At 36.8% G+C, this 25,874-nt stretch carries 24 protein-coding genes, 1 tRNA gene and 1 other annotated feature; of the genes, 22 read left to right on the top strand and 3 right to left on the bottom strand.

The window, feature by feature from the left end:
- The first annotated feature begins 80 nt into the window (after positions 1-80).
- From IGJ46_RS09600 to IGJ46_RS09570, 7 genes are all read left to right on the top strand, one after another.
- On the top strand, positions 81-665 hold the full coding sequence (locus tag IGJ46_RS09600; RefSeq protein ID WP_002356618.1) for a thymidine kinase: 585 nt from the start codon (positions 81-83) through the stop codon (positions 663-665).
- A gap of 11 nt (positions 666-676) precedes the next feature.
- The gene (prfA, locus tag IGJ46_RS09595) at positions 677-1,750 is read left to right on the top strand and encodes a peptide chain release factor 1 (protein ID WP_002356619.1); all 1,074 of its coding nucleotides are present in this window, start codon (positions 677-679) and stop codon (positions 1,748-1,750) included.
- Complete coding sequence (gene prmC / locus IGJ46_RS09590) at positions 1,743-2,576, top strand: peptide chain release factor N(5)-glutamine methyltransferase (protein WP_070415724.1); 834 nt, start codon at positions 1,743-1,745, stop codon at positions 2,574-2,576. The genes prfA and prmC overlap by 8 nt, the downstream gene beginning before the upstream one ends.
- A 43-nt stretch (positions 2,577-2,619) precedes the next feature.
- Positions 2,620-3,642, top strand: coding sequence for an L-threonylcarbamoyladenylate synthase (locus IGJ46_RS09585; protein ID WP_002356622.1), 1,023 nt, complete (start codon positions 2,620-2,622; stop codon positions 3,640-3,642).
- Between the two features lie 75 nt (positions 3,643-3,717).
- Positions 3,718-4,956, top strand: coding sequence for a serine hydroxymethyltransferase (glyA, locus tag IGJ46_RS09580; protein ID WP_218391219.1), 1,239 nt, complete (start codon positions 3,718-3,720; stop codon positions 4,954-4,956).
- 131 nt (positions 4,957-5,087) lie between these two features.
- The gene (gene upp / locus IGJ46_RS09575) at positions 5,088-5,717 is read left to right on the top strand and encodes a uracil phosphoribosyltransferase (protein WP_002356624.1); all 630 of its coding nucleotides are present in this window, start codon (positions 5,088-5,090) and stop codon (positions 5,715-5,717) included.
- A 105-nt stretch (positions 5,718-5,822) separates the two neighbouring features.
- Positions 5,823-6,095, top strand: a complete 273-nt coding sequence (locus tag IGJ46_RS09570; RefSeq protein ID WP_002356625.1) for a membrane protein — start codon at positions 5,823-5,825, stop codon at positions 6,093-6,095.
- A gap of 73 nt (positions 6,096-6,168) precedes the next feature.
- Here IGJ46_RS09570 and IGJ46_RS09565 read toward each other — a convergent pair whose 3' ends face one another.
- Positions 6,169-6,405, bottom strand: a complete 237-nt coding sequence (locus tag IGJ46_RS09565) for a hypothetical protein (protein WP_002381528.1) — start codon at positions 6,403-6,405, stop codon at positions 6,169-6,171.
- Between the two features lie 158 nt (positions 6,406-6,563).
- Here IGJ46_RS09565 and IGJ46_RS09560 point away from each other — a divergent pair.
- Positions 6,564-6,636, top strand: a tRNA-Thr gene (locus IGJ46_RS09560).
- A gap of 49 nt (positions 6,637-6,685) precedes the next feature.
- Here the strand turns inward: IGJ46_RS09560 and IGJ46_RS09555 are convergent.
- Positions 6,686-7,012: an AzlD domain-containing protein gene (locus IGJ46_RS09555; protein ID WP_002362235.1), complete on the bottom strand. Its 327-nt coding sequence runs from the start codon at positions 7,010-7,012 to the stop codon at positions 6,686-6,688.
- Positions 6,999-7,706, bottom strand: a complete 708-nt coding sequence (locus IGJ46_RS09550) for an AzlC family ABC transporter permease (protein WP_002356628.1) — start codon at positions 7,704-7,706, stop codon at positions 6,999-7,001. Before IGJ46_RS09550 ends, IGJ46_RS09555 begins: the two co-directional genes overlap by 14 nt.
- A 213-nt stretch (positions 7,707-7,919) precedes the next feature.
- Between IGJ46_RS09550 and IGJ46_RS09545 the strand changes: the two genes are divergently transcribed.
- From IGJ46_RS09545 to IGJ46_RS09480, 14 genes are all read left to right on the top strand, one after another.
- The gene (locus tag IGJ46_RS09545; protein WP_002356629.1) at positions 7,920-8,471 is read left to right on the top strand and encodes a helix-turn-helix domain-containing protein; all 552 of its coding nucleotides are present in this window, start codon (positions 7,920-7,922) and stop codon (positions 8,469-8,471) included.
- Positions 8,472-8,583: 112 nt separating this feature from the next.
- Positions 8,584-9,915 (top strand): hypothetical protein, encoded by a 1,332-nt coding sequence (locus IGJ46_RS09540; protein ID WP_218391218.1) that lies wholly within the window; start codon positions 8,584-8,586, stop codon positions 9,913-9,915.
- Positions 9,916-10,090: 175 nt separating this feature from the next.
- Entirely contained in the window at positions 10,091-14,830 is a 4,740-nt protein-coding gene (locus IGJ46_RS09535) for a bacterial Ig-like domain-containing protein (RefSeq protein WP_218391217.1), read from the top strand.
- A gap of 198 nt (positions 14,831-15,028) precedes the next feature.
- A complete protein-coding gene (locus IGJ46_RS09530) occupies positions 15,029-15,730 on the top strand; it encodes a bacterial Ig-like domain-containing protein (RefSeq protein ID WP_002356634.1) in 702 nt (233 codons plus the stop codon).
- A complete protein-coding gene (locus IGJ46_RS09525) occupies positions 15,731-17,167 on the top strand; it encodes a helix-turn-helix domain-containing protein (RefSeq protein WP_002356635.1) in 1,437 nt (478 codons plus the stop codon).
- Positions 17,168-17,410: 243 nt separating this feature from the next.
- On the top strand, positions 17,411-18,598 hold the full coding sequence (locus tag IGJ46_RS09520; RefSeq protein ID WP_002356636.1) for an FtsW/RodA/SpoVE family cell cycle protein: 1,188 nt from the start codon (positions 17,411-17,413) through the stop codon (positions 18,596-18,598).
- Positions 18,599-18,622: 24 nt separating this feature from the next.
- Positions 18,623-18,982 carry an arsenate reductase family protein gene (locus tag IGJ46_RS09515; RefSeq protein ID WP_002359675.1) on the top strand — a complete coding sequence of 120 codons (360 nt, stop codon included), beginning with the start codon at positions 18,623-18,625 and terminating at the stop codon, positions 18,980-18,982.
- A 5-nt stretch (positions 18,983-18,987) separates the two neighbouring features.
- Complete coding sequence (locus IGJ46_RS09510) at positions 18,988-19,302, top strand: glycine cleavage system protein H (RefSeq protein WP_011109554.1); 315 nt, start codon at positions 18,988-18,990, stop codon at positions 19,300-19,302.
- A 53-nt stretch (positions 19,303-19,355) separates the two neighbouring features.
- Positions 19,356-19,603: a binding site (T-box leader), on the top strand.
- A 113-nt stretch (positions 19,604-19,716) separates the two neighbouring features.
- Positions 19,717-20,754 carry a methionine ABC transporter ATP-binding protein gene (locus tag IGJ46_RS09505; RefSeq protein WP_002364465.1) on the top strand — a complete coding sequence of 346 codons (1,038 nt, stop codon included), beginning with the start codon at positions 19,717-19,719 and terminating at the stop codon, positions 20,752-20,754.
- Positions 20,747-21,433, top strand: a complete 687-nt coding sequence (locus IGJ46_RS09500; RefSeq protein ID WP_002356640.1) for a methionine ABC transporter permease — start codon at positions 20,747-20,749, stop codon at positions 21,431-21,433. The genes IGJ46_RS09505 and IGJ46_RS09500 overlap by 8 nt, the downstream gene beginning before the upstream one ends.
- 14 nt (positions 21,434-21,447) lie before the next feature.
- A complete protein-coding gene (locus IGJ46_RS09495; RefSeq protein WP_002362228.1) occupies positions 21,448-22,266 on the top strand; it encodes a MetQ/NlpA family ABC transporter substrate-binding protein in 819 nt (272 codons plus the stop codon).
- Between the two features lie 347 nt (positions 22,267-22,613).
- Positions 22,614-23,429, top strand: a complete 816-nt coding sequence (locus tag IGJ46_RS09490; RefSeq protein ID WP_002356646.1) for an isoprenyl transferase — start codon at positions 22,614-22,616, stop codon at positions 23,427-23,429.
- Positions 23,426-24,226 carry a phosphatidate cytidylyltransferase gene (locus IGJ46_RS09485; RefSeq protein WP_002380622.1) on the top strand — a complete coding sequence of 267 codons (801 nt, stop codon included), beginning with the start codon at positions 23,426-23,428 and terminating at the stop codon, positions 24,224-24,226. The genes IGJ46_RS09490 and IGJ46_RS09485 overlap by 4 nt, the downstream gene beginning before the upstream one ends.
- Before the next feature lie 472 nt (positions 24,227-24,698).
- Positions 24,699-25,868 carry a CDP-glycerol glycerophosphotransferase family protein gene (locus tag IGJ46_RS09480; RefSeq protein WP_002367103.1) on the top strand — a complete coding sequence of 390 codons (1,170 nt, stop codon included), beginning with the start codon at positions 24,699-24,701 and terminating at the stop codon, positions 25,866-25,868.
- The last annotated feature ends 6 nt before the right edge of the window (positions 25,869-25,874 follow it).

The following is a 25,874-nucleotide window of genomic DNA, read 5'->3' as shown; positions in this document are numbered from 1 at the left end:
ACCATTTTAGCTAAAAATACTGCTTTTTTGCTAAAAATATAGTAAAATACGTAAGGAACTAACGGAAAGGTGTAGTGAACATGGCTCAATTATTTTTCAAGTATGGCGCAATGAACAGTGGTAAAACCATTGAAATCTTAAAAGTAGCACACAATTACGAAGAACAAGACAAACCAGTTGTTTTGATGACCAGTGGACTAGATACACGTGATGGTGTCGGGAAAGTATCCAGTCGCATCGGATTACGCAGAGATGCTATTCCAATTTTTGAAGAAACCAATGTCTTTGACTTGATTAATGATTTGTCTTACAAACCTTTTTGCGTATTAGTCGATGAATGTCAATTTTTAAACAAGCATCATGTCATTGAATTTGCACGAATTGTTGACGAATTAGATATTCCAGTAATGGCATTTGGGCTAAAGAATGATTTTAGAAATGAATTATTTGAAGGCTCAAAGTATTTACTTTTATATGCAGACAAATTAGAAGAATTAAAAACGATTTGCTGGTTCTGTCATAAAAAAGCAACTATGAACTTGCACTATATTGATGGCAAACCCGTTTATGAAGGGGATCAAGTCCAAATTGGTGGGAATGAAGCCTACTATCCTGTTTGTCGCAAACATTATTTTCATCCAAAAACAGTGAATGAAGAACAGTAAGGAGAGACACTATGTACGATCAATTACAATCTATTGAAGATCGCTATGAGGAATTGGGCGAATTATTAAGTGACCCAGCAGTCATTAGTGATACAAAACGTTTCATGGAATTATCGAAGGAAGAAGCTAATACACGTGAGACGGTTGAGGTTTATCGCCGATATAAACAAGTTGTTGAAGGGATTAGCGATGCCGAAGAACTTTTAAGTGAAAACTTAGATGCGGAAATGGCCGAAATGGCGAAAGAAGAACTTTCTGATTTGAAAAAAGAAAAAGAAGTGTTAGAAGACCGCATTAAAATTTTATTATTACCAAAAGATCCAAATGATGATAAAAACATCATCATGGAAATCCGTGGTGCAGCCGGTGGCGATGAAGCCGCACTTTTTGCTGGCGACTTATTTAATATGTACCAAAAATATGCAGAAGCACAAGGGTGGAAAGCGGAAGTTTTAGAAGCGAACGTCACTGGAATCGGTGGATATAAAGAAGTAATTATGATGATTTCAGGAGATAACGTCTTTTCAAAATTAAAATATGAAAGTGGCGCTCACCGCGTGCAACGAGTTCCTTCAACAGAATCACAAGGACGGATTCATACATCGACAGCAACCGTTGTAGTTATGCCGGAAGCGGAAGAAGTCGAAATCGAATTAGCTGATAAAGATATCCGTGTCGATATTTATCATGCAAGTGGCGCTGGTGGACAGCACGTCAATAAAACCGCTTCGGCTGTTCGATTAACCCATTTACCAACAGGAATCGTAGTCGCAATGCAAGATGAACGTTCACAGCTAAAAAACCGTGAAAAAGCAATGAAAGTTTTGCGTGCTCGTGTGTATGACCAAATTCAACAAGAAGCACAAAGTGAATATGATGCTAACCGTAAATCGGCGGTGGGGACCGGAGATCGTTCAGAACGAATCAGAACGTATAACTTCCCGCAAAATCGAGTAACGGATCATCGTATCGGTTTAACCATCCAAAAACTAGACCAGATTCTTGCTGGCAAATTAGATGAAATCATTGATGCATTAGTCTTATATGATCAAACATCGAAATTAGAAGAGATGCAAAATGGCTAAACGTTACTTTGAAGTCCTTAACTGGGCTTCTTCTTTTTTAGAGGCGCAAGGCAAAGAAGGCTATGCTATTCGCTATGTTTTTTTAGAACGTAAAGGTTGGGATAAAACGCAGTGGCTCCTGCATATGCAAGAAGAAATGCCCAAAGAAGAAGAGAAACAATTAAAAACGGATTTAGCCCAATTATTGACAGATTACCCAGCACAATATTTACTAGGACAAGCTGAATTTTATGGACATTCCTTTATTGTTAATGAACATACTTTGATTCCTAGACCAGAAACAGAAGAATTAGTCGAGCGTTGCTTAAAAGCCAATCCAGATACTCCTTTGACGGTCGTGGATGTCGGAACAGGGACAGGTGCCATTGCGATTAGCTTGAAACTGGCACGGCCCAACTGGCGAGTTATTGCCATTGATCTTTCAGAGAAAGCGTTGACTGTCGCTAAACAAAACGCGCAAGCATTAGGTGCTGGCATCGAATTTTATCATGGGAATGGCTTACAGCCAGTTGCTTCTGAAAAAATTGATCTGCTTATTTCTAATCCGCCCTATATTAGTGAACAAGAATGGCATTTAATGGATGCAAGTGTCCGAACGTATGAACCTAAAACCGCTTTATTCGCTGAAAATAACGGTTTGGCTTTATACCAACAATTAATTCATGAAAGTCAAACGATGCTTAAAGCAGACGGTAAAATTTATTTTGAAATAGGGTTTCAACAAGGCGCGGCCCTCCAAGAATTATTGAGCGCCGCCTATCCACAAAAAACAATTAAAATTGAAAAAGATTTATCTGGCAACGATCGCCTCGCGATAGCCGAGTAACTAAGGTTCTTCGTCGCCACTTTTCTAGAAGGAGCGATTTGCAATGGAAACAAAAAAATTAACCAAACAAGAAATAGCCCAAGCAGCAGCAGCCATTCAAGCAGGCGAGCTAGTGGCTTTTCCAACAGAAACTGTTTATGGCTTAGGTGCCGATGCCTTAAATGAAGCGGCAGTAAAAAAAGTTTACCAAGTAAAAGGCCGCCCCAGTGATAATCCATTGATCGTTCATGTGAACAACGTTGAGATGGTCAAAAAATACGTAGCGACCTTACCAGAAGTCGCTACAAAATTGGTGTCTGCCTTTTGGCCGGGACCATTAACTTTAATTTTTAATGTGCCTAGCGATACATTTTCTAAAACAGTAACAGGTGGTTTAGAGACAGTCGCTTTTCGTATGCCAGATAACCAAGCGACCTTAGCTTTGATTGAACAAGCCAATGTTCCATTGGTCGGACCAAGTGCGAACACTTCTGGCAAGCCTAGTCCAACATCTGCAGAGCATGTTTATCATGATTTGCAGGGGAAAATTGCTGCCATATTAGATGATGGCCCAACGCAGATTGGGGTGGAATCAACGGTCTTGGATTTAACGGCGGAAGATGGTGTGCCAGTTATTTTACGACCAGGAGCAATTACCAAAGAGCAGTTGGAAAGCATTATTCCCCAAGTGAAAATCGATACACATTTGATTAGTGAAACTGCAGCACCCAAAGCGCCAGGGATGAAATACAAACACTATTCTCCTGATGCGGAAGTTTGGATTATAAGCGGTCAAACAGCAGAATGGCAAGCGGCGATTCAGCAAGCAAAAGAACAACAGGAAAAAATCGGCTTATTTTTAAGTGATGAACAGGCAGCACAACTAGATACAGAAAATGCGTTTGTTTATTCTTATGGTGCAGAAACGGTTGAAAATGCCACAAAAGAACTATTTGCAGGGTTAAGAGCGTTAGATGAGCAAGGAGCTACCACGATTTTTGCGCAAGGATTTGCAGAAACTGGTTTAGGCACTGCTTACATGAATCGCTTGAAAAAATCAGCTAATCAAAAATTTTTTGAAAAATAAGAGGTATTTGTAACGAAGCTGACACAGAAGTATGATACAATCAGACAAAAGAAAACAAAATGGAGTGTTGTTTGAATGGATTACAAAACGTATGACCCAGATTTATGGAATGCAATTGCAAGAGAAGAAGAGCGCCAAGAAAATAACTTGGAACTAATCGCATCTGAGAATGTCGTGTCAAAAGCAGTTATGGCTGCCCAAGGAAGTATTTTAACGAATAAATACGCAGAAGGTTACCCTGATAAACGGTACTATGGTGGTTGTGAATTTATCGATATCGTAGAAAATTTAGCTATCGATCGTGCCAAAGAATTATTTGGTGCAAAATTCGCGAATGTACAAGCCCATTCAGGTTCTCAAGCCAATACAGCGGCATACCTTTCATTGGTTGAACCAGGTGATACCATTTTGGGGATGGATTTATCAGCTGGTGGTCACTTAACACATGGTTCGCCCGTTAACTTTAGTGGCAAAACCTATAATTTTGTCAGTTATGGAGTGGATCCTTCAACAGAAGTAATCGATTACGATGTCGTGCGAATTTTAGCAAGAGAACATCGTCCAAAATTAATTGTTGCTGGCGCAAGTGCGTATTCACGAACGATTGATTTCAAACGTTTCCGTGAAATCGCTGATGAAGTAGATGCCAAGTTAATGGTTGATATGGCGCATATTGCAGGCTTGGTAGCTTCAGGGTTGCACCCAAATCCAGTTCCGTATGCTGATATCGTAACAAGTACGACCCATAAAACATTGCGTGGTCCTCGTGGCGGTTTAATTTTGACAAATAGCGAAGAATTGGCGAAAAAAGTAAATAGTAGTATTTTCCCAGGCATTCAAGGTGGCCCATTGGAACATGTGATTGCTGGAAAAGCCGCAGCTTTTAAAGAAGCTTTGGATCCAAGTTTTGCTGAATATAGTCAGCAAGTGATTGCAAATGCACAAGCGATGACGAAAGTTTTCAATCAAGCGCCAGAAGCTCGTTTAATTAGTGGGGCAACAGACAACCACTTATTACTGATTGAAGTGACAGGTTTTGGTTTAAATGGAAAAGAAGCAGAAGCTATTTTAGATAGTGTAAATATTACTGTCAATAAAAATTCAATTCCGTTTGAACAATTAAGTCCATTTAAAACAAGTGGTATCCGTATTGGAACGCCTGCGATTACTTCACGTGGTTTTAAAGAAGAAGATGCGGTAGAAGTTGCTAAATTAATCGTCCAAGTTTTAAAAGATCCAGAAAATACAGCAGTTCATGATGAAGTCAAAGCAGCTGTAGCAGCGCTAACTAAAAAATATCCATTATATAACTAACATCAGGGATAGCTGAAGCGCGATTCTCTGTACAAATAAGAGTCGGAGCTTAGGATTTAAGGAATTCAACTTGTGTCCTAGGCTCTTTTGTTTTACAATAAGAAAGAATAAAATAATGAAGGAGAATAGATATGGGAAAATTTCAAGTAATTGATCATCCGCTAATTCAACACAAACTAACAATGATTCGCGAAAAGAACTGTGGGACAAAGGTTTTCCGCGAAGTTGTCAACGAAATTGCTATGTTAATGGCTTATGAAGTATCACGGGATATGCCTTTAGAGGATGTTGTCATCGAAACACCGATGGGTAAATCAACACAAAAAACACTTTCAGGGAAAAAAGTAGCAATTATTCCTATTTTACGTGCCGGCATTGGCATGGTTGATGGGATTTTAGAATTAATTCCAGCAGCGAAAGTTGGACACGTTGGACTTTACCGTGATGAAGAAACATTGCAACCACATGAATACTTCGTGAAATTACCTGAAGACATTGCAAGTCGTCAATTATTTGTTGTTGACCCAATGCTAGCAACAGGTGGTTCCGCAATTATGGCCATCGATTCCTTAAAAGAACGTGGTGCTAGCAACATTAAATTTGTATGTCTAGTGGCCGTTCCAGAAGGTGTGAAAGCTTTACAAGAAGCGCACCCAGATGTAGATATTTATACAGCAGCTTTAGATGAGCGCTTAAACGAAGACGGCTATATCGTTCCTGGTTTAGGGGATGCTGGTGACCGTTTATTCGGAACAAAATAATAACAAAAAACCGTTAGGTAACCGATTATGGTTACTAACGGTTTTCTTTTGCTTAAAGAACTTTTCTAGGTGTATAATAAAAAATAAAAAAACAAAGGAGTAGCTATGAAAAAGAATAAAAAAGTCTTACACGCTATCGCTGTGATTGCTAGTGTGATGTCAGTTTTGATGTATGTTTCATATATTCCACAAATTTATGGAAATTTACATGGGGAAAAAGGCAATCCGACGCAACCATTAGTGGCAATGATTAATTGTATTTTTTGGACGATTCACGGGCTATATGGAGACGATGGAGAAACACGTGATAAGTCCATTATTTTTGCTAATGTTCCTGGAATTATTTTTGGTTTTTTTGCGTTTATTACAGCATTATAGTTTCCGACGAATTGGAAAGTATTCCAATTCTGTACATAAAAAAGAGCGGGGGAAATTTCCCACGCTTGAAGAATTAAATCTTTTTCAATTGTTTGTAATTAATAACAATCACACCATTGCTGTGCACCATTAAGTGATTGTTTTTTTGCGTTTCGTCAATTTCGACGACAGCGGCATTTTTTAATTGTTTCGTAACAACGCCTGTTTGTGGCTGTCCGTGAACAAGAAAAGTAACATGGGTGTCAACGGCGAAATCCTTACCAGCATCCGATGGAACAACAGGAGTAACCATACCATTAAAATTTGACATACAAAAAACCATCCTTTCTTGATATCTCTATTATACCACATTTTCAGAAAAAAGTTTGTAAAGTCGCTATTTGGCTTATTTTAAAGAGATTTTGCATAAATAAATAACAAGCAGACTTTACAAATAAAGTAGAAAGTCCTATAATAGATTTGTTTCAGGCCAGCTTAGCTCAGTTGGTAGAGCAACGCACTCGTAACGCGTAGGTCACAGGTTCGATCCCTGCAGCTGGCATCTAAAAAAACAGACAGGCACTACCATCTGGTAGTGCCTGTCTGTTTTTTTAGATAAAATTTTGGATTAGTGCAAATGAAGCAATGCCTACCAGTACAATAAGCAATAAGTTTTTAGTAAGTATTGCGGCTAAAATGGTAGGAAATGAAGCGAATAAATAAGGAAGATTGAGGCTTGGTAAATGCCCTATTCTTTGTTCAAATAAGCTACTAAACCATAAGGCGGACATAATCACAATGGGAACAAAACTTAGATATTCTAATAATTTCTGTGGCAGACTGATTTTTTTTAAAAGTAAAAATGGCAGTATTCTTGAAAGCCAGGTTGCAACGGTACAGCCTAAAATTGTTAAAAAGAGATACTCAGAAGAAGGCATGTTTTATCATCACTCCTATTCCACAACCGATTAACGTGACAACTAAGACAATTAAATTACTGGGAATAAAAATTAGACCAATAGACATCAACCCAAAAGTAATCAGGACCATGATGAGTTGTAAAGCGATTTTCATGGAACGATCACTAATTATCTGCAGATAGAGTAAACCAATGAACATAGCCACAACCGCAAACTCAAGACCTAATGCTTGAGGGTTTGCAATAAAGCGCCCTAGATAGGCACCGATGATCGTCGAAAAAACCCAAGTCGCATAGGAAATCAAATTGGCAGCATTAAACCACTCAAAACTTAAACGTCCTTTGGTGTGGTTTAATTTATTCATTCCTAGTGCAAAACTTTCATCCGTCAGTAAGGTTCCCAACCAGAGATTTTTACCGAGAGATTCGGCTTTAAAGTAAGGCGCAATGGTCATTCCCATAAGAATCATACGCGCATTTACTAAGAAAGTCGCTAACACAATAGATAAGATAGGGCTGCCGCCAGTCAACATACTAACTGTTACAAACTGAGCAGATCCTGCAAAAATAAAAAACGACATCGCACTAACAATAAGAGGGGAAAAACCTGCTGCTTGTCCTACGATACCAAAAGCAATGCCAATACCAATATAGCCAAAAACCGTTGGCAAGGCTTCACGAATGCCAGTGCGTGCATCTAATTGGTGGTTCATTCTCTTTTTTTCCTTCTTTCTGTATAAAATTTAAACACGTGTGTATGAAAATCTAGACCTTCGATAATGAGACACAACGAGCGAATGAGCGTTTTCATTATTAACCACTCCTTTTGAACAACTAAGATATATATTGTATAATACAATAAAGAATACTTTTGTTCAATATATTAAACTTTTGGATGATAAAAAGAAGCAGAAGGAGCAACTATTTTGGAGATTAATACAATTATTGGCAATAATTTAAAAAAAATTAGACAAGAAAAAAAACTTACGTTAGATGAACTAGCTGGGATAACCGGAGTGAGTAAAGGGATGCTTTCGCAGATTGAAAAAGGAACCACCAATCCTACCATAAATACAATTTGGAAAATAAGTAATGGACTCAATGTTCCATATACGTATTTATTAGAAGATGACTATGTTAAAGAAAATCCCGTGGTTAAAAAAACTGAGACGGTAACACAACATTCTGAAGATCACTCCTATCGAGTCTTTAATTACTACTCGGACAACCAGGAAAGAAACTTTGAACTCTTTCAGTTTGAATTAGATCCAGGGAAAAAGTATCAAGCTGTTGGGCATTCAAAACGTTCGACAGAATATGTCATGGTTATTCAAGGATCATTAGCTCTTGAAGTGGGCGGTCAGAGATATCTTCTTCCAAAAGACGCTGCTATGTATTTTGATGCTAATCAAGTACACACGTATATAAATGACGGAACAGAGAAAGTCCAAGCAGTCGTCATTAACTATTATACGTAACAGTGGAAAATAAACATTAGAAAATTGCTGCATCTGTTATTTTATGGACAAAAAAAGTAAACAATGCTACCCTAAAAATAATAGAAAATGAAAGATAAAAGAAGAGGTCAAAATGAATAAAAAAATTGAAAGTCTTGGTAATACAGCATTAAGTTTACTAAGTAATACGATTATTGTTGTGCCTTATTTACTTTACATTCAATTGAGTGATGGACACAACCTTCTAACAATTTTACCATTTGTCTTATTTTATACATTGCGTATGACAGGCATTTTTCTAGTTCGAGGAATTAATTTGTCTTTGACTAGTCTAGGTCTACTAAAGATTTCTCTATTGTTAGGTTTGGCAGGATCCTTAATTGGGATCGCCGGCGCTTATTCTTTCCCGCTTTATAGTATTTCAGGAATGTTGTTAGGACTTAGTGGGGCGTTGTTGCCACCAAGTAATCAATCAATTCGCTTTTTCTTAAAAGAAGAAGGTCAAAAAATCAGTCATAGCAATCTTTTAACGACAGTCTTATTGACCGCTGTTTTATTTGGCGCTTTATTTTTTAAAGCGACTGAGATTGGACTGCCGTTATTGGTGTACGCGCTCTATTTTCTGGTTGCTTTAGTAGCAATCAAGAGCTATCCTGTTTCATTAAACGAGCTAGAAGAAGAATCAGCAGAAGTTTCACGAAAAGAATTAATTCTGTTTGTTATCTTTTTTGTGTTATTACTTTTATTAAGAAGTGGTCGCTTATTAACGAATGCGGTGGAATTTGATTATGCGATTGTTGGCGCCTGCTGTTTCTTTGTGGTGGCTGTCCTTTTCGTTAGTCATTATGGCAAACGCGGTGCGTATAAAGTATCATTAGAAATGAATCTTGCGACCTTGATTAACGGGATTGTCGGGAACTATTTATTTTTATTTGGTTCCATTTATGTTGCAGGGGTTTATGGCAGAGCTCATATGGGCATCTATCTCTATTTACCTTATGTTTTAGGGATGATTTTTGCAATGATTGCAGCTAGTAAAACGAAACAATGGTCAAACAACATACCAATGATTGGTCTGGCGGGAAGTTTGGGAATATTACTTCTTACCTCGTGGACTATTTTAGGCCTGTTTCTCTTGAGTTTTTTCAAAAGCACATTGAACAGCTTTTTAGCTAGGCGATATTATCAAGAGACAGATTTGCCAAAAGATAGCCGCATCCTTATCAAATATACAACACAAACAAAAGGGAGTTTATTCCATCAATTTATTTTGATGGCGCTTATGTTAGTCACTGTAGTAGGCAAAGGTGGCACGACACAATTTTTATTAGAATTGACTGGCGGCAAAGGCATTTCAATGCAAACAAGTCAATTTTTAACTTTCATTAAAAATAGTAACTCGCTCTTAGTGTTATTGTTTATTGCAGTTTATTTCGTGGTCGTTTTTCGCCAAAAAAAACGATAATTTACAAATATTAATAAAAAAATACTTGGAAAAACAGTGATTGTGGCTGATTTTCCAAGTATTTTTTTATGAAAAGATGTTTTTTTTTTTCGAAGATTCAAAAAAAATTAATCAATTGTTTCATTTTTAACAAGCTATTATTAGGTTATATGAATTTTATTGAAAGGGGATTAGTATGAAGAAAAAAACTTTTTCTTTTGTGATGTTGAGTATACTTCTCGCACAAAATTTCGGGTTTGCCGCAAATGCCTATGCTGTAACAACGACAGAAGCACAAACAGAGACCACTGATACAGCAAAAAAAGAGGCAGAGTTATCGAACTCAACACCATCTTTACCTTTAGCAACAACGAATACTTCAGAAATGAATCAACCAACTGCAACAACTGAATCGCAAACCACAGAGGCGAGCACAACAGCTTCCAGTGATGCTGCTACACCATCTGAACAACAAACAACGGAGGACAAGGATACCTCACTTAATGAAAAAGCCCTACCAGATGTTCAAGCGCCAATTACAGATGAACTACTTGACAGTATGAGTCTTGCGCCGATTGGTGGAACAGAATACAGCCAAACAGAGGTTCACCGCGAATTAAATACAACACCGGTAACCGCTACGTTCCAATTTGCTGTTGGAAACACAGGTTATGCACCTGGATCAGTTTATACAGTTCAATTACCAGAACATTTAGGTTATTCAACTGTCAGCGGAGAAGTGACAGGCATTGGCGCAACTTGGGCAGTCGATGCGGCGACCAAAACATTAAGTATTACGTTTAATCAACGAGTTTCAGATACTTCCTTTAAAGTAGAACTAAAAAGTTATCTAACAACAGAGGCGGAACCATTAGTCAAAATTGAAACTCCAGGAAAAAATAAAAAAACCTACTCGTTTGATTTATATGAACAAGTGGAACCAATTCAATATAACGAACGAACCAGAACGACGGGGTTAGATGGCGAAATTTTTTATAATTTAGACCGGACATTAACTGGCAATCAAACATTAGAATTATTAACAACAGAGACGCCAGGCGCTGTCTTTGGAAAACAAGATAACTTGGAACCTCAAGTTTTCAGTTACGATGTCGATATTAATGGTCAAATTTTACCAGAAACGCAAACCTTGTTAACACCTGGCAAAGATTATACATTAAGCGATAATTCACTCGGGCGGATTGCTGTAACTGTTCCAAACATGAATCAACAAAAAGCCTATTCCTTATCGATTAATCGGACAATTTATTTAGAGAGTGCTTCGGACTATAACTACTTATATTCGCAGCAGTATCCAACAACAAAAATTGGGTCAATTTCTTTGAAAAGTACGACAGGAACTAAACAAACAACCGATTTTACTGCTAAGACGAGTCAAACAAGTAAAGTAATTGCTGATCGTGAAATGCGTAGTATGTCCTATATCAGTTTTCAAAGCAAAGGGAAATATTATGTAACAATTTATGGCACATTAACAGAAACAAAAGTGGGTCAACAAATCGTATTAGAGAGTACAAATGGTCAAGAAATTAAGAATCCTAAATTTACGGCGTATGGTCCTTTATATGAAAATGTAAAATTGGAAGACTATTTTGATATTAAAACTGAAGGTGGCAAGCTTACCTTAACGGCCACAAAAGATAGCTATTTAAGAATAAATATTTCTGATTTAACAATGGATTTTGACAAGAAGGACATTAATCTATCATTAAGTACACCTGTAATTGGTCCCAATAAAGCCATTCAATTAGTATCCGATCAATATATTGAACCAATTAGTGTTGTTAATCCTTTGAATGCTGAAACTGCTTGGGGTAATTATGATCAAAATGGTGCCTATTCATCAAGAACAACTGTCTCAGTTATGGGAAGCAAAGAGACACCGATTCAAAATTTAGAAATTAAAGTAAAGCATCCTAATTATCTTTCATTACGAGCTACAAAAGAAATTTATTTTTATTACAAGTTAGGAACGGATTATACAGTAACGCCAACGTCAGATGGTTCAGTTATTAAGTTCACTACGCCAATAACCAACGAAATCCAAATTCCAATTGGTTTTAATTATGTGCCCGATAGTTTGCCAAAAGATAAAAGTATCCCAGTCGATACGATACCGATAACAATGAGTGCTGAAGGTTTAACTCCAGTTGATACGACAGTAACTACTAATAGCAAGCGTGGTTCTGAACGAACACTTCAAAGTAGTAAAAATCAATTCCTTGTCAATGCACGAAATGATTCTTTTGACTCACTAAGCGTCCGTACAAAAATTCCAGCTGGCGCCGATGTTCTTTTTGACATTTATGATGTTTCAAACGATCAGGTAGATTCAATTTATCCACAATACTGGGATCGTGGCTATTATTTTGATAAACCAATGTCACCAGACAGTCCTGGATACCCAACGATTACTTTTGACGAAAATACCAATAGTTACACGTTTGATTTTGGAAAAACCAACAAACGTTACATTATTGAGTATAAAAACGCCAATGGCTGGATCGACGTGCCAACTCTTTATATAACAGGGACAGCTAAAGAACCACAATCGAATAATAATGAAGGGTCTGCTTCGGTTTCTGTTCAAAATGAAGCGTTAGACATTTTGAGTGCAACACAAGCGGCGAATCCAACATTAAAAAATGTAACAAAAACGACAGTAACAACAAAAAATATTGATAATAAAACACATCGTGTGAAAAATCCAACGATTGAATTAACACCAAAAGGCACAACCAATGCTCAAATCGATTTGAATTCTATTACCGTGAAAGGCGTGCCAGAAGACGCTTATTCATTAGAGAAGACTACAAACGGTGCGAAAGTCATTTTTAAAGACTATACATTGACAGAAAACATTACGATTGAATACAATACTGTCTCTGCAAACGCTGGCCAAATCTATACAGAAACAACAATCGACTCTGAAACATTGAACCAGATGTCTGCTAGCAAGAAAAAAGTCACCACTGCGCCAATCACATTGAAATTCTCAGAAGGTGATGCGGAAGGTATTGTTTATTTAGCAACTGCCACATTCTATACGCATAACATAGAGGATGAAAACCAAGCAATTGCGAAGGTTTCTTTTGAACTAATTGATAATGTCACGCATACAGCAACCGAATTTACAACAGATGAAAAAGGTCAATACTCCTTTGATGCCATCATGACAGGTGATTATACTTTGCGAGTAACGAATGTACCGCAGGAATATTCCGTGGATGAAGAGTATTTGACAGGAAAAGCCATTAAGCTGGTCAAAGGAGACAATCAACTAAAAATTCCATTAACTAAAACAATTGATCACAGTCGCTTACAAGTCAAAGATACAACGATTTATGTCGGCGATAAATGGAAACCTGAAGATAATTTCGTTTCAGCAACAGATAAAACAGGTCAAGACGTTCCCTTCGAAAAAATCACTGTTTCAGGTCAAGTTGATAACACCAAAGCAGGCGTTTATCCAATCGTATACAGTTACGAAGGTAAAGAAGAAACAGCCCATGTGACCGTCAAACCCGACCAATCTAAGTTAGAGGTTAAAGATACAACGATTTATGTCGGCGATAAATGGAAACCTGAAGATAATTTCGTTTCAGCAACAGACAAAACAGGTCAAGATGTCCCGTTTGAAAAAATTGACGTTCAGGGAACAGTGAATGTTGATAAAATAGGCGATTATGAAATTGTCTATAAAAATGGCACAAAAGAAGCGAAAGCAATCGTTCATGTCCGTGATGACAGTCAGTTAGAGGTCAAAGATACAACAATTTATGTGGGTGATAAATGGGAAGCAGAAGATAACTTCGTTTCCGCGACAGACAAAACAGGTCAAGACGTTCCCTTCGAAAAAATCACTGTTTCAGGTCAAGTTGATAACACCAAAGCGGGCATTTACCCAATCATTTACAGTTACGAAGGTAAAGAAGAAACAGCCCATGTGACCGTCAAAGCCGACCAGTCTAAGTTAGAGGTCAAAGATACAACAATTTATGTGGGTGATAAATGGAAACCAGAAGATAACTTCGTTTCCGCGACTGACAAAACAGGTCAAGACGTTCCGTTTAAAAAAATTGACGTTCAGGGAACAGTGAATGTTGATAAAATAGGCGATTATGAAATTGTCTATAAAAATGGCACAAAAGAAGCGAAAGCAATCGTTCATGTCCGTGATGATAGTCGTTTACAAGTCAAGGATACAACGATTTATGTCGGCGATTCATGGAAACCAGAAGAGAACTTTGTTTCAGCGACAGATAAAACAGGCCAAGATGTCCCATTCGAAAAAATCACTGTTTCAGGTCAAGTTGATACTAGCAAAGTAGGCGTTTATCCAATCGTATACAGTTACGAAGGTAAAGAAGAAACAGCTAATGTGACTGTCAAACCCGACCAATCTAAGTTAGAGGTTAAAGATACAACGATTTATGTTGGTGATAAATGGAAACCAGAAGATAATTTCGTTTCAGCGACAGATCGTGACGGTCATGCTATATCCTTTGATAAGGTTCAAGTAAAAGGGGAAGTTGATACAAAGAAAACAGGAGAGTACCAGATTTCCTATACCACTGAGCCAGTTAATGAAACCAAACCAGCTGTGCAGTCACGACTTTTCTCAATGTTTTCAAACGAAACACCTCGTCAATTGACGACAGTAGCAACTGTTCATGTGATTGATCGTAATCCTACATCACTACCAGATAAAAATGAGAACAACCAGACTAGTTCCTCAACGAATCAAACCACGATAAAAAGTAGTCAGTATGTCACACATATTGTGAAACCTGACAAGCAAGGACGTTATCCAAAAACGGGAGAACAAACTAATGGTCTATATCGTGTGCTAGGACTTGTTGTGTTACTTATTGTGATTATTAGTGGTATAGTCATCAAGAAGAAACGAAAATAATTAAATGAGCGTGGGGCAAAAGTTTAAAGTAACTTTTGTTCCACGCTTAAAAGATGAATAAGTGCATGAATGAGGGTAGCTGTTTCCTTGGAAAATAGGAAGTTTTACAAGTGACTTTTATTTTAAGAACACCTATTAGCAGGTTTTTCTGTTAAGATAGTTATTTTTATGAAATAGTTTGGAGGAATAATAAACGAGATGAACCAGCGAACTATTTATTATGGTAGTATCGGCACAGCCTTATTTCTTTCTTCAGGAATGTTGATTGCTTCAGTGAATAGCTATGCAAACGAAGCGACAACACCAGGCAAATACACCGTGACTTATGAAGTGGATGGCAAAATTGAAACAGCAACCATTACGGTCAAAGAAAATCAAACGGAACTTAAATTAAAAGACACGTTTTTAGGAGTTAATCAAGCATGGTCACCCTTAGACAATGTCGTTTTTCTAAAAGATAAAGAGGGTCGCCCTTTAAATTTAGAAAATGTAATTATAGAAAATAATGTAAATACTCAAAAAGTAGGCCTTTATTTTGTAACCTTCCGTTACGAGTCATACCTTTCTATTGCGAAGGTGTATGTCAACCCTACTAATTTTGCTGCAGAGGGGAATATGCTTGCAGAGCTTCCTTATAGTCAAGCAATGATTGGCCCAGAAAGACCAATTATTGCCTCGAGACAGGACAAGGAGCAACAAACAAAACAGGAGAAAAAGAAAAATAAAATTGAACAGGAACGAGTAAATAAAAAGGTGCTGTTAAATGATGAGTTGTTGAAAAAAATAGATACGATAGCCCCAGTGGAAATTACTGGAGGAGCGGCAAGTGGGTCCTCTCAATTTGGCACCACTTTAAGCTTCCTGTCAGGCTCACTTTTGTATGGAACAAGGAGAGTTTAAATGGAATTCTTGTTATTAGATGATCGGGAAAATTTAAAATTAGCGATTATTAGAAAGTTAGAGCAACAATATTCATTTTCTGAACGAAAAGATCGTTTATGTAAGCAATTAGCTATTTCTCCTTATTTGCTAGAACGGAACATAACAGAAATCAATGCAGATTTGCAACGCTTTGGTCTGATTAATGAGATGGAAATCAGTGAAAAAAATAATGAAATTTTGTTATCTCAAAGCCTTCGTATTTCTTCAAGTATTATTGAAGAATATTATTTAAAAGACTCGTTAGAATTTAATCTATTAAAAACGATTTTCTTTCATCAGTTTACCTCAATCAAAAAATACGGTGAAAAGCACGGGATGAGTCGAACGGTTGTATACAAAATTGTTGACCATATCCGGAAAGAATTAGGTCAATACGGTATTAAGTTATCCAAAAATTTACAACTTAGCGGCAATGAAATGGCGATTAGACAATATTTTACTATGCTCTATTACCGAATTTACAAAGATTCTGAAGAATTATATAATCAAACAGATCTTCGCGCAGTGAACCAATTATTGGCTCAATTGAAAGGCTCTTATGAAAATATCACTAATTTTCATTTATTTAAACATTATGTATTGGTGGCGTTAGAACGAACGCAAAGAAAAGCTAATTATTTTTTATCCCAAGAAGAAAATCCATTCGCTTTTGATGAAGAAAGTTCGATTTATCAAGAAATTCAAAGTTGGATCAACGAAGTGATGAAGGCGACTCATGCAGAGAAAAACGCAGAAATTCAAGGAATTATCGGCAATTTATCGGTCTATCAAAGTGAACTCATTTCGGAACATTTGCTGAGTTCTCACAATGAGGCAATTACGGCTACGAAAACATTATTCTTTTCTTATATGCCGTTTACAATTTCGGACGAAGAATTTTATCAAGAAATTGTTCCGATTATTTATCAACATCGTTTTATTACGCCGTTCATCGATATCACCTTACGAATTATGGATTTAGAATTTTTTCAGGAACGCTACCCAATTGTTTTTAATAGCTGTCGTCAGTTTTTATTTGCGTTGGATTGCTCGGCGTTTGAGTTTAGTAAGCTTTCTTTATTTTTTGATTTGCTATTAGTGTTATCCCGTCTTTATGACCAAAGGAATGAAAAAAGCACGATCAATCTTTATGTGAATTTTACGCAAGGAGAAAAATATACTCAGTTTATCAAAGAACAAATCAAAATATTCGAATCTTTCAGCATTCACTTTCATTCAGCGATTCGACCAGATACTGATTTAGTAGTTTCGGATTATTTACCAAAAACGTTATTTTCAGTAAAATGTTTAATTTGGTTAGCGCCCCCGCGAGCCAGTGACTGGCAAAATTTTGGCAACGAAATTGTCCGAATTAATAAAGAGCTACAACAAACGAAACAAAGAAAAAGCGAATAAAAACAGTCGCAACGTGTTTTAGTTGCGACTGTTTTTTGTTACTGAATGTTTATAGTAAACTTTCTCATTATCACTGATGTAAAAAATTTTAAATAAAAGCCAAATAGGATTGAAGAAAAAGAAAAAATTGCTAGTGAAGGACCAATTCTCTAAAGTTTTTCTCAAATATAGTAGAATTCCTTTCTTTTCTTCTGTGAGAAAGATATAATAAAAAACGTATGAACAAAGGAAAAGGGATGACGAATGAATAGAAAAGAGAAAACAAATTTAGATAGTCGAATTGATTACGGCGTGATATTACCAGTTTTTCTTTTATCACTAATTGGTATGCTATCGCTTTACGTAGCGCTTTACAATGATCCAAGCAAACCTAAAATTGGTAGCTTGTTAATGAAACAAGGACTGTGGTATTTAGTCGGAGGATTAAGTATTGTCATTATTATGCATTTTAGCTCAAAATTACTCTGGCGGTTAACGCCCGTTTTTTATGCACTTGGATTAGTATTAATGGGATTACTACTGAAATTCTATGACCCCGTGCTAGCAGAGCAAACAGGTTCTAAAAACTGGATTCGCTTTGGTGGCACCACATTCCAACCATCGGAATTGATGAAGATTGCGTTTATTTTGATGTTGGCCTATATAGTGACCATGCATAATGTTAAATATGTGGACCGAACACTCAAAAGCGACTTTTGGCTAATCGCTAAAATGCTATTAGTGGCGATTCCGGTAATTGTTTTAGTCCTTTTACAAAAAGACTTCGGGACGATGTTAGTTTTCTTAGCCATTTTTGGGGGAGTTTTCTTAATGTCTGGCATTACTTGGAAAATTATTGTGCCAGTTTTTATTTTAGCTGCTCTAGTGGGGGCTGGAACTATTTACTTGATTACAACAGAAACAGGTAGAGATTTATTGTCTAAGTTAGGGGTCGAAGCCTATAAATTTGATCGGATTGATTTATGGCTAAATCCTTTCCATACAGATCCAGATCGCTCATTCCAACCAGCGCTAGCATTAACAGCAATTGGTTCTGGAGGCCTTTTCGGAAAAGGCTTTAACGTGAGTGATGTGTATGTCCCTGTTCGTGAGTCAGATATGATTTTTACAGTTGTTGGTGAAAACTTTGGCTTTATTGGTGGCTGTTTCATTATTTTGTTGTATTTTATTTTAATCTACCGCATGATTCGCGTTTGTTTTGATACAAATAATGAATTCTATGCCTACATTGCCACAGGAATTATCATGATGATTTTGTTCCATGTTTTTGAAAACATTGGAGCGAATATTGGTTTACTACCATTAACTGGGATTCCATTACCGTTTATTAGTCAAGGTGGTTCTTCCATTTTAGGTAACATGATTGGGGTGGGCTTAATTATGTCCATGCGTTACCAACAAGAAACGGTTCGTACCAGAAGTGGTCGTTAAAGAAAGAAGAAAGAAGGGGTAGAAATGTACACACTTTATGAATATCCTAAATGCTCAACTTGTAAAAAAGCGAAAGCGTGGTTAGATCAACAAGGCGTTAAATACCAAGCAATTGATATTAAAGCAACACCGCCTAGTAGTGAACAATTAGCAAAATGGATGAAAGAGACCGGCTTGCCTGTTCGTCGTTTTTTTAACACAAGTGGGGTTTTATATAGAGAACAAGGCTTAAAAGATCTTGTTGACAGTTTTTCTATTGAAGAAGCAAGTCAGCGTTTAGCTGCGGATGGCATGTTGATTAAGCGTCCAATTCTCTTAAAAGACAATACATTTCTAACGAATGGTTTTAAAGAAGCAGATTACGAAGGAGTGCTTGGAAAATGAGTGAAATGAAACAAATTGATCAATTATGGATCTTACCAACAGAAGCAGGTTATAAAATTGGTTTAACCGCCGAAGCCCAAGAGGATTTAGGAAAGATTACTTTTGCAACGTTTCCAAAAGTCGGACAAACATTAGCTAAAGGTGACTCTTTAATTGAATTAGAAGCAGAAAAAGCAGTCAGTGAATTCAGTAGTCCATTATCTGGTAAGGTAGTTGCGATTAATGAAGCGGCTGATCAAGAGCCAAGTGCATTAGATGAAGAAAATGCCTGGATTGCTGTTTTAGCAGATGTTGAACCAACAGAATTTGAAAATCTTTAGTCTTACGTTGACAAGGCCAATGTTTATTGCTATAATTTTCTCAATCTAATCAAAAGAAAGCTTTGAAAAGAAGAGTACATGTTAAGGACGTTTGAAGAGAGCCCTGTTTGCTGAGAATGGGTAACAGATTTAAGATGGAAGATGGTCTTTGAGCAGAGTAAGTGAGCGAAGCAGTGAACTTACTACGGGGCGCCCGTTACAGCCAACGGTATGCGAAGAATCAAGTACCGTATGAGGTTATTATTGAGAAATAATAGCGAATTAAGGTGGTATCACGAAATGACAAACTTTCGTCCTTTTTGCTGTAATAGCAAAAGGATGGAAGTTTTTTTGTTTTTATTAAGCAAATTCGTTTCATAAAAAGTGCGAAACCTTCAAAATAAGAAAGTAGAACAGAAAGAAGAGGAGAACAAAATGGCATTAATTGAATTACGTCATGTAAAAAAAGAGTTTTCCGGTAAAGCGGGTAAAGTCACGGCTTTAAAAGATATTGATTTAACGGTTGAATCAGGTGATATTTATGGCATTATTGGCTATTCAGGTGCAGGAAAAAGTACGTTGGTTCGCCTATTGAATGGACTTGAAACACCTACAGAAGGTGAAGTAGAAATTCAAGGACAAGATATTGCATTGTTGCCAAATAAAGAACTACGAAACTTCCGTAAAAAAATTGGGATGATCTTTCAACATTTTAATTTATTATGGTCACGGACGGTCCTAGAAAATATCATGCTCCCATTGGAAATTGCTGGCGTTCCAAAACAAAATCGGAAAAGCCGCGCAGAAGAGTTAATCAAGTTGGTTGGATTAGAAGGACGGGAAAATGCCTACCCAAGTCAACTCTCTGGTGGGCAAAAGCAACGAGTGGGGATTGCCCGTGCCTTAGCTAACAATCCTGATATTTTGCTTTGTGATGAAGCAACGAGTGCTTTGGATCCGCAGACAACCGATGAAGTGCTAGAATTACTACTAAAAATCAACCAAGAATTAAATTTAACGGTTGTATTAATTACCCATGAAATGCACGTGATTCGTAAAATTTGTAATCGCGTAGCCGTGATGGAATATGGTGAAATTGTTGAAGAAGGTAAAGTAATCGATATTTTCAAAAAGCCTCAAACAGAAATTGCGAAACGCTTTATCCAACAAGAAGCGGATAAAAACATTGAAGAAACGGAACTGGTTGTTGAAGAAATGTTGGAACAATATCCGAATGGGAAAATTGTTCGCTTGCTTTTCCACGGTGAACAAGCGAAATTGCCAATTATCTCGCATATTGTCCAAGAATATCAAGTAGAAGTTAGTATTATTCAAGGGAACATTCAGCAAACAAAGCAGGGTGCAGTGGGTTCTCTTTATATTCAATTATTAGGCGAAGAGCAAAATATTCTAGCAGCCATTGAAGGATTACGTAAACTTCGTGTAGAAACAGAGGTGATTGGAAATGAATAATCGTGGCTTAGCAAGTTTCTTTGATTTTTCCCAAATTGATATAAGTAAACTACAAGAAAAAACGATTGAAACACTTTATATGACAGGGATTTCAATCATAGTGGTCGCCATTTTAGGGCTGATTTTAGGACTACTACTTTTTGAAACGTCAGGCAGAAAAGGGATTTTGAGCCGATTACTGTATTGGCTAGTGGCCATTTTTGTAAATATTTTCCGTTCGATTCCGTTTATTATCTTAATCGTTCTGTTAATTCCTTTTACAAAAATTATTTTAGGGAGTATGTCTGGTGTCAAAGGCTCCTTACCAGCATTGATTATTTCCGCAGCACCTTTTTATGCTCGCATGGTCGAAATTGCTTTTCGTGAAGTCGATAAAGGCGTGATTGAAGCAGCCAAAGCAATGGGGGCCAATCGTTTCCAAATAATTTGGAAAGTGCTATTACCAGAAAGTCTGCCAGCACTTGTTTCTGGCTTAACCGTTACAACCATTTCTTTAGTGGGCTACACTGCAATGGCGGCTGCTATTGGAGCGGGCGGTTTAGGAAGTTTGGCGTATCAAGATGGCTTCCAACGTGGTCAAAATACAGTTACCTTAGTAGCAACGATTTGTATCTTAATTATTGTCTTTGCGATTCAATGGCTTGGGGATACAGTCGCTAAAAAAATAGATAAACGATAAATGGAGGGAATAAGATGAAAAAACGTACATTATGGTCAGTAATTACTGTAGCAGTAGCTGTCTTAATTTTAGGGGCTTGCGGCAATAAAAAGAGTGATGACTCGGTCTTGAAAGTTGGGGCTTCACCAGTTCCGCATGCAGAGATTTTAGAACATGTAAAACCTTTATTAGAAAAAGAAGGCGTAAAATTAGAAGTGACGACTTATACAGATTACGTGCTACCTAACAAGGCGTTGGAAAGTGGTGATATCGATGCCAACTATTTCCAACATGTGCCGTTCTTTAATGAAGCGGTTAAAGAAAATGATTATGACTTTGTGAATGCAGGTGCGATTCATTTAGAACCAGTTGGGCTTTACTCGAAAAAATACAAATCGTTACAAGAAATTCCTGATGATTCAACGATTTACGTTAGCTCTTCCGTTTCAGATTGGCCACGTGTTTTAACGATTTTAGAAGATGCTGGTTTAATCACGCTGAAAGAAGGGGTAGACCGGACAACTGCTACTTTCGATGATATTGATAAAAATACTAAAAAGTTGAAATTCAATCATGAAAGTGATCCAGCAATCATGACCACTCTTTATGACAATGAAGAAGGGGCTGCGGTTTTAATTAACTCAAACTTTGCCGTGGATCAAGGATTAAATCCGAAAAAAGATGCGATTGCCTTAGAAAAAGAAAGTTCACCTTATGCCAATATTATTGCGGTTCGTAAAGAAGACGAAAACAACGAAAATGTAAAAAAATTAGTCAAAGTGTTACGTAGCAAAGAAGTCCAAGATTGGATTACGAAAAAATGGAACGGTGCCATTGTTCCAGTCAATGAATAAAAAGAAAAAGACAATAGAATAAAAACTTGAGGTCGGGACAGGCGTGTTAAGCTTCAAGAAATAAGAAGAAAGTTCTGAAAGATGCTTTTTGTCTCTCAAGGACGTTCAGCTTATTTCCGAAGAAGCTGCTCCTGTCCCGTTGTTTATTTAAAATTTTAAAGCTAGGCAGATACATCATGTTGATTTACTTGCCAAGTCTAAGTTTTTTTCTTTTAAAAAAGGACTATAAATGATAAAGTTACAAGGAATTTCTTAATTATCAGGAAAATTCAGGGACTATGCATAGGCATTTGCATTAGTTATTGTTATAATAATTAAGATAGATTTTTTGGAATGGAGGGAAAAAGATGTTACGTTTTTTTCCGCAAAAAAATAAATATGTAGAAGAAGCAAGCCAGTACGCTTTTGATAAAGAAGGCCAAATTCCGCAGCACATTGCCATTATTATGGACGGAAATGGCCGGTGGGCACAGAATCGAAGACTGCCGAGAATTGCTGGACATAAAGAAGGCATGGATACGGTTAAAAAAATAACGAAGCATGCTAGTCATTTAGGCGTTAAAGTTTTAACACTTTATGCATTTTCAACGGAAAATTGGAAGAGACCAACAGATGAAGTCAATTTCTTAATGCAATTGCCTGTTGATTTTTTTGATACATTCGTGCCTGAATTAATTAAGGAAAATGTTAAAGTCAATGTAATGGGCTACCAAGAGTTTCTACCAAGCCATACGCAAGATGCTGTTAAGCGCGCCATTGAGCAAACCAAGGACAATACGGGCATGGTTTTGAACTTTGCTTTAAATTATGGGGCGCGTGCGGAGCTACTAACTGCCATGAAACAGATTGCTGCAGAGGTTTCAGAAAAAACATATACGGCAGATGAGATTACAGAAGAAACAATCGCAGATCACTTAATGACTGGCTTTTTACCCACGGAACTTCGTGATCCAGAATTGTTGATTCGAACAAGTGGGGAAGAGAGAATTAGTAATTTCTTGCTATGGCAAATTGCTTATAGCGAGTTGTTTTTTACAAAAGCATTATGGCCTGATTTTTCAGGAGACACTTTAGAAACCGCGATTGCTTCTTTCCAAAATCGTAATCGTCGTTTTGGTGGTCTAAAAGAAACTACAGAAACAGAAGGGAGCGATCCGCAGTGAGACAACGTGTCATCACAGCTATCGTCGCATTAATCATCTTTATTCCAATTATCTGGTATGGTGGTTTTGCAATTGAGATTGCCGCTGTTGCTTTGGCAGTAGTCGGCGTGTACGAGTTATTCCGTATGAAAGGATTAACGTTATTAAGTTTTGAAGGTGTTTTATCAGCATTAGGGGCCGTTTTTTTAGTTATCCCGACAATTAAGTGGTTAAACTTTTTGCCGGAAATGCAAACAAATTTCATTTTATTTTATGTCACTGTAATGTTGTTGTTAGGTGCTTCGGTAATTTCTAAAAATACATATACGATTGAAGAAGCTGGCTTTCCAGTTATTGTCAGTTTATATGTAGGGATGGGGTTCCAGAACTTTATTAGTGCCCGTTCCGCAGGTTTTGAAGTCTTGTTATTTGCTTTATTCATTGTCTGGGCAACGGATATTGGTGCATATCTATTTGGACGCCGATTTGGTCGTCATAAATTGATGCCCGATGTTTCACCCAACAAGACAATAGAAGGTGCACTTGGTGGTATTTTATCAGCCGTCGTTGTAGCAGCGTTGTTTTTAGTTTTCACAGCTAATAAAGGGCTATTTCCTTATCCGATGCCGGTGATGCTCATATTGACGGTTCTATTTTCTATAGTAGGGCAATTCGGTGATTTGGTTGAATCTTCTATCAAACGTCATTATGGCGTGAAAGACTCTGGTAACATCTTGCCAGGACATGGTGGTATTTTAGATCGTTTTGATAGTTTATTATTTGTTTTCCCAATTATGCACTTATGTGGATTATTTTAAATTGATTAACAAAATTTAAAAAAGTATCGTCAAATAAGCAAAAATCCAGAAGAGTCTCTCTTCTGGATTTTTGCTGTTTATAGGGTTAGTTTAGGTAACTTGTGAGTTATTTAATTTCTAAGAGTAATTGTATAAAGGCGGCTAAAGTTTCTAAAAATTAAATAGGTGATCGGATGTTAAATATCTGAACATTTATAGGGAAATTCGATTGTTAAAAATTAAATTATAACAATCGAATAACACTGGAATGTTTATTTCAATAAAGCCATTGACGTTTAGCATAGATAAATTTATACTTAAAAGAAGAAAAACAAAATAATGTATTTTACATGCTTGTTCAATCGTGGTGAGAGTTATTCATAAATTTAAGCAAGTAAAGAGAAGATAATTTAGAGATTTGTGAACGCGTTCTTCATACAAAATTATAGATTAGGATTATATTTTTGATAATCTAATGTAAAGGATTAATTCAATGAAAAAATTTTTAGAGAATAGTATACATCAAGCCATAAAAGCTTGTTTTTTCTTTTTAGGTAAACTACCTAAAAAGAAGTTATTTATTTTTGAAAGTTTTCATGGAAAACAGTATAGTGATAATCCACGTGCAATTTTTGAGTACATAAGAGATAACTGTCCTGAATATCAATGTATTTGGGCAGTCAAAAAAGGATATGAGATACCTTTTGTGGAAGAGAATGTTCCTTTCGTCAAACGATTAAGTTGGAGATGGCTATGGTTGATGCCAAGAGCTCAGTATTGGGTTTTTAACACACGGATGCCAGCCTGGATGTATAAGAATCAAACAACAATCTATATACAGACGTGGCATGGGACCCCTCTAAAGAAACTGGGGTTAGATATTGAAACAGTCAAAATGCCAGAGCATGAAACAGAGAGCTATAAACTAGAAGTCATTCAAGAAGCAAAGCGTTGGGATTATCTCATCTCACCTAATGCATACAGTACAAGAGTGTTTCGACAAGCCTTTCATTATGAAGGGGAAATATTAGAAATAGGTTATCCAAGAAATGATTTGTTAGTTTGTGAAAATAAGGACAAAATAGCTTTTTCTGTTCGCAATCAGCTAGGTCTTGCAGCTAACAAAAAAATTATTCTCTATGCGCCAACCTGGCGCGATGATGAGTCTATCCGAAAAGGAGCCTATCGTTTTACCAATCATTTGCCAGTTGAACAACTTTTAGAAATTGATTCTTCTATTGTAATACTTACACGATTACATTATTTAATTGCAGAAAGTTTTGATATAAGTGCATTTGGTTCACGTGTAATCGATGTTTCTTCTTATCCAGATATCAATCAACTTTATTTAATCGCTGACTTATTAATTACAGATTATTCATCGGTTATGTTTGATTTTGCATTAACAAAAAAACCGATGCTATTTTTTATGTATGATAAGGAAAAGTATCAAAATAGTACAAGGGGATTCTATTTTGACCCAACAGCAATTTTGCCTGGGAAAATTGTGACAGATACGGATAGCCTAGTAACGTCTGTAAAAAACGTATTGTTTTCTAAAACGGAACAGGAACAACGTTTATATGTGCAGTTTTTTCGTGAATTTTGCCTTGAAAATCAGGATGCCACTAGACAGCTGATTTCAGAAATTTTAAAGAGATAAAAAGCC

It is taken from the genome of Enterococcus sp. AZ120 (genome assembly GCF_050546165.1).
Taxonomy (GTDB): Bacteria; Bacillota; Bacilli; order Lactobacillales; family Enterococcaceae; genus Enterococcus; species Enterococcus faecalis.
This window is presented reverse-complemented; position numbering and strand designations above follow the sequence as displayed.

Bases quoted from the DNA above. Each gene is read 5' to 3' on its own strand.
- prfA (WP_002356619.1), top strand. From the start codon at position 677: ATGTACGATCAATTACAATCTATTGAAGATCGCTATGAGGAATTGGGC.
- IGJ46_RS09495 (WP_002362228.1), top strand. From the start codon at position 21,448: ATGAAAAAACGTACATTATGGTCAGTAATTACTGTAGCAGTAGCTGTC.
- IGJ46_RS09490 (WP_002356646.1), top strand. From the start codon at position 22,614: ATGTTACGTTTTTTTCCGCAAAAAAATAAATATGTAGAAGAAGCAAGC.
- glyA (WP_218391219.1), top strand. From the start codon at position 3,718: ATGGATTACAAAACGTATGACCCAGATTTATGGAATGCAATTGCAAGA.
- IGJ46_RS09500 (WP_002356640.1), top strand. From the start codon at position 20,747: ATGAATAATCGTGGCTTAGCAAGTTTCTTTGATTTTTCCCAAATTGAT.
- IGJ46_RS09555 (WP_002362235.1), bottom strand. From the start codon at position 7,012: ATGCCTTCTTCTGAGTATCTCTTTTTAACAATTTTAGGCTGTACCGTT.
- IGJ46_RS09540 (WP_218391218.1), top strand. From the start codon at position 8,584: ATGAATAAAAAAATTGAAAGTCTTGGTAATACAGCATTAAGTTTACTA.
- IGJ46_RS09505 (WP_002364465.1), top strand. From the start codon at position 19,717: ATGGCATTAATTGAATTACGTCATGTAAAAAAAGAGTTTTCCGGTAAA.
- IGJ46_RS09480 (WP_002367103.1), top strand. From the start codon at position 24,699: ATGAAAAAATTTTTAGAGAATAGTATACATCAAGCCATAAAAGCTTGT.
- prmC (WP_070415724.1), top strand. From the start codon at position 1,743: ATGGCTAAACGTTACTTTGAAGTCCTTAACTGGGCTTCTTCTTTTTTA.
- IGJ46_RS09535 (WP_218391217.1), top strand. From the start codon at position 10,091: ATGAAGAAAAAAACTTTTTCTTTTGTGATGTTGAGTATACTTCTCGCA.
- IGJ46_RS09510 (WP_011109554.1), top strand. From the start codon at position 18,988: ATGAAACAAATTGATCAATTATGGATCTTACCAACAGAAGCAGGTTAT.
- IGJ46_RS09550 (WP_002356628.1), bottom strand. From the start codon at position 7,706: ATGAACCACCAATTAGATGCACGCACTGGCATTCGTGAAGCCTTGCCA.
- IGJ46_RS09570 (WP_002356625.1), top strand. From the start codon at position 5,823: ATGAAAAAGAATAAAAAAGTCTTACACGCTATCGCTGTGATTGCTAGT.
- IGJ46_RS09515 (WP_002359675.1), top strand. From the start codon at position 18,623: ATGTACACACTTTATGAATATCCTAAATGCTCAACTTGTAAAAAAGCG.
- IGJ46_RS09525 (WP_002356635.1), top strand. From the start codon at position 15,731: ATGGAATTCTTGTTATTAGATGATCGGGAAAATTTAAAATTAGCGATT.
- IGJ46_RS09585 (WP_002356622.1), top strand. From the start codon at position 2,620: ATGGAAACAAAAAAATTAACCAAACAAGAAATAGCCCAAGCAGCAGCA.
- IGJ46_RS09530 (WP_002356634.1), top strand. From the start codon at position 15,029: ATGAACCAGCGAACTATTTATTATGGTAGTATCGGCACAGCCTTATTT.
- upp (WP_002356624.1), top strand. From the start codon at position 5,088: ATGGGAAAATTTCAAGTAATTGATCATCCGCTAATTCAACACAAACTA.
- IGJ46_RS09600 (WP_002356618.1), top strand. From the start codon at position 81: ATGGCTCAATTATTTTTCAAGTATGGCGCAATGAACAGTGGTAAAACC.
- IGJ46_RS09520 (WP_002356636.1), top strand. From the start codon at position 17,411: ATGAATAGAAAAGAGAAAACAAATTTAGATAGTCGAATTGATTACGGC.
- IGJ46_RS09565 (WP_002381528.1), bottom strand. From the start codon at position 6,405: ATGTCAAATTTTAATGGTATGGTTACTCCTGTTGTTCCATCGGATGCT.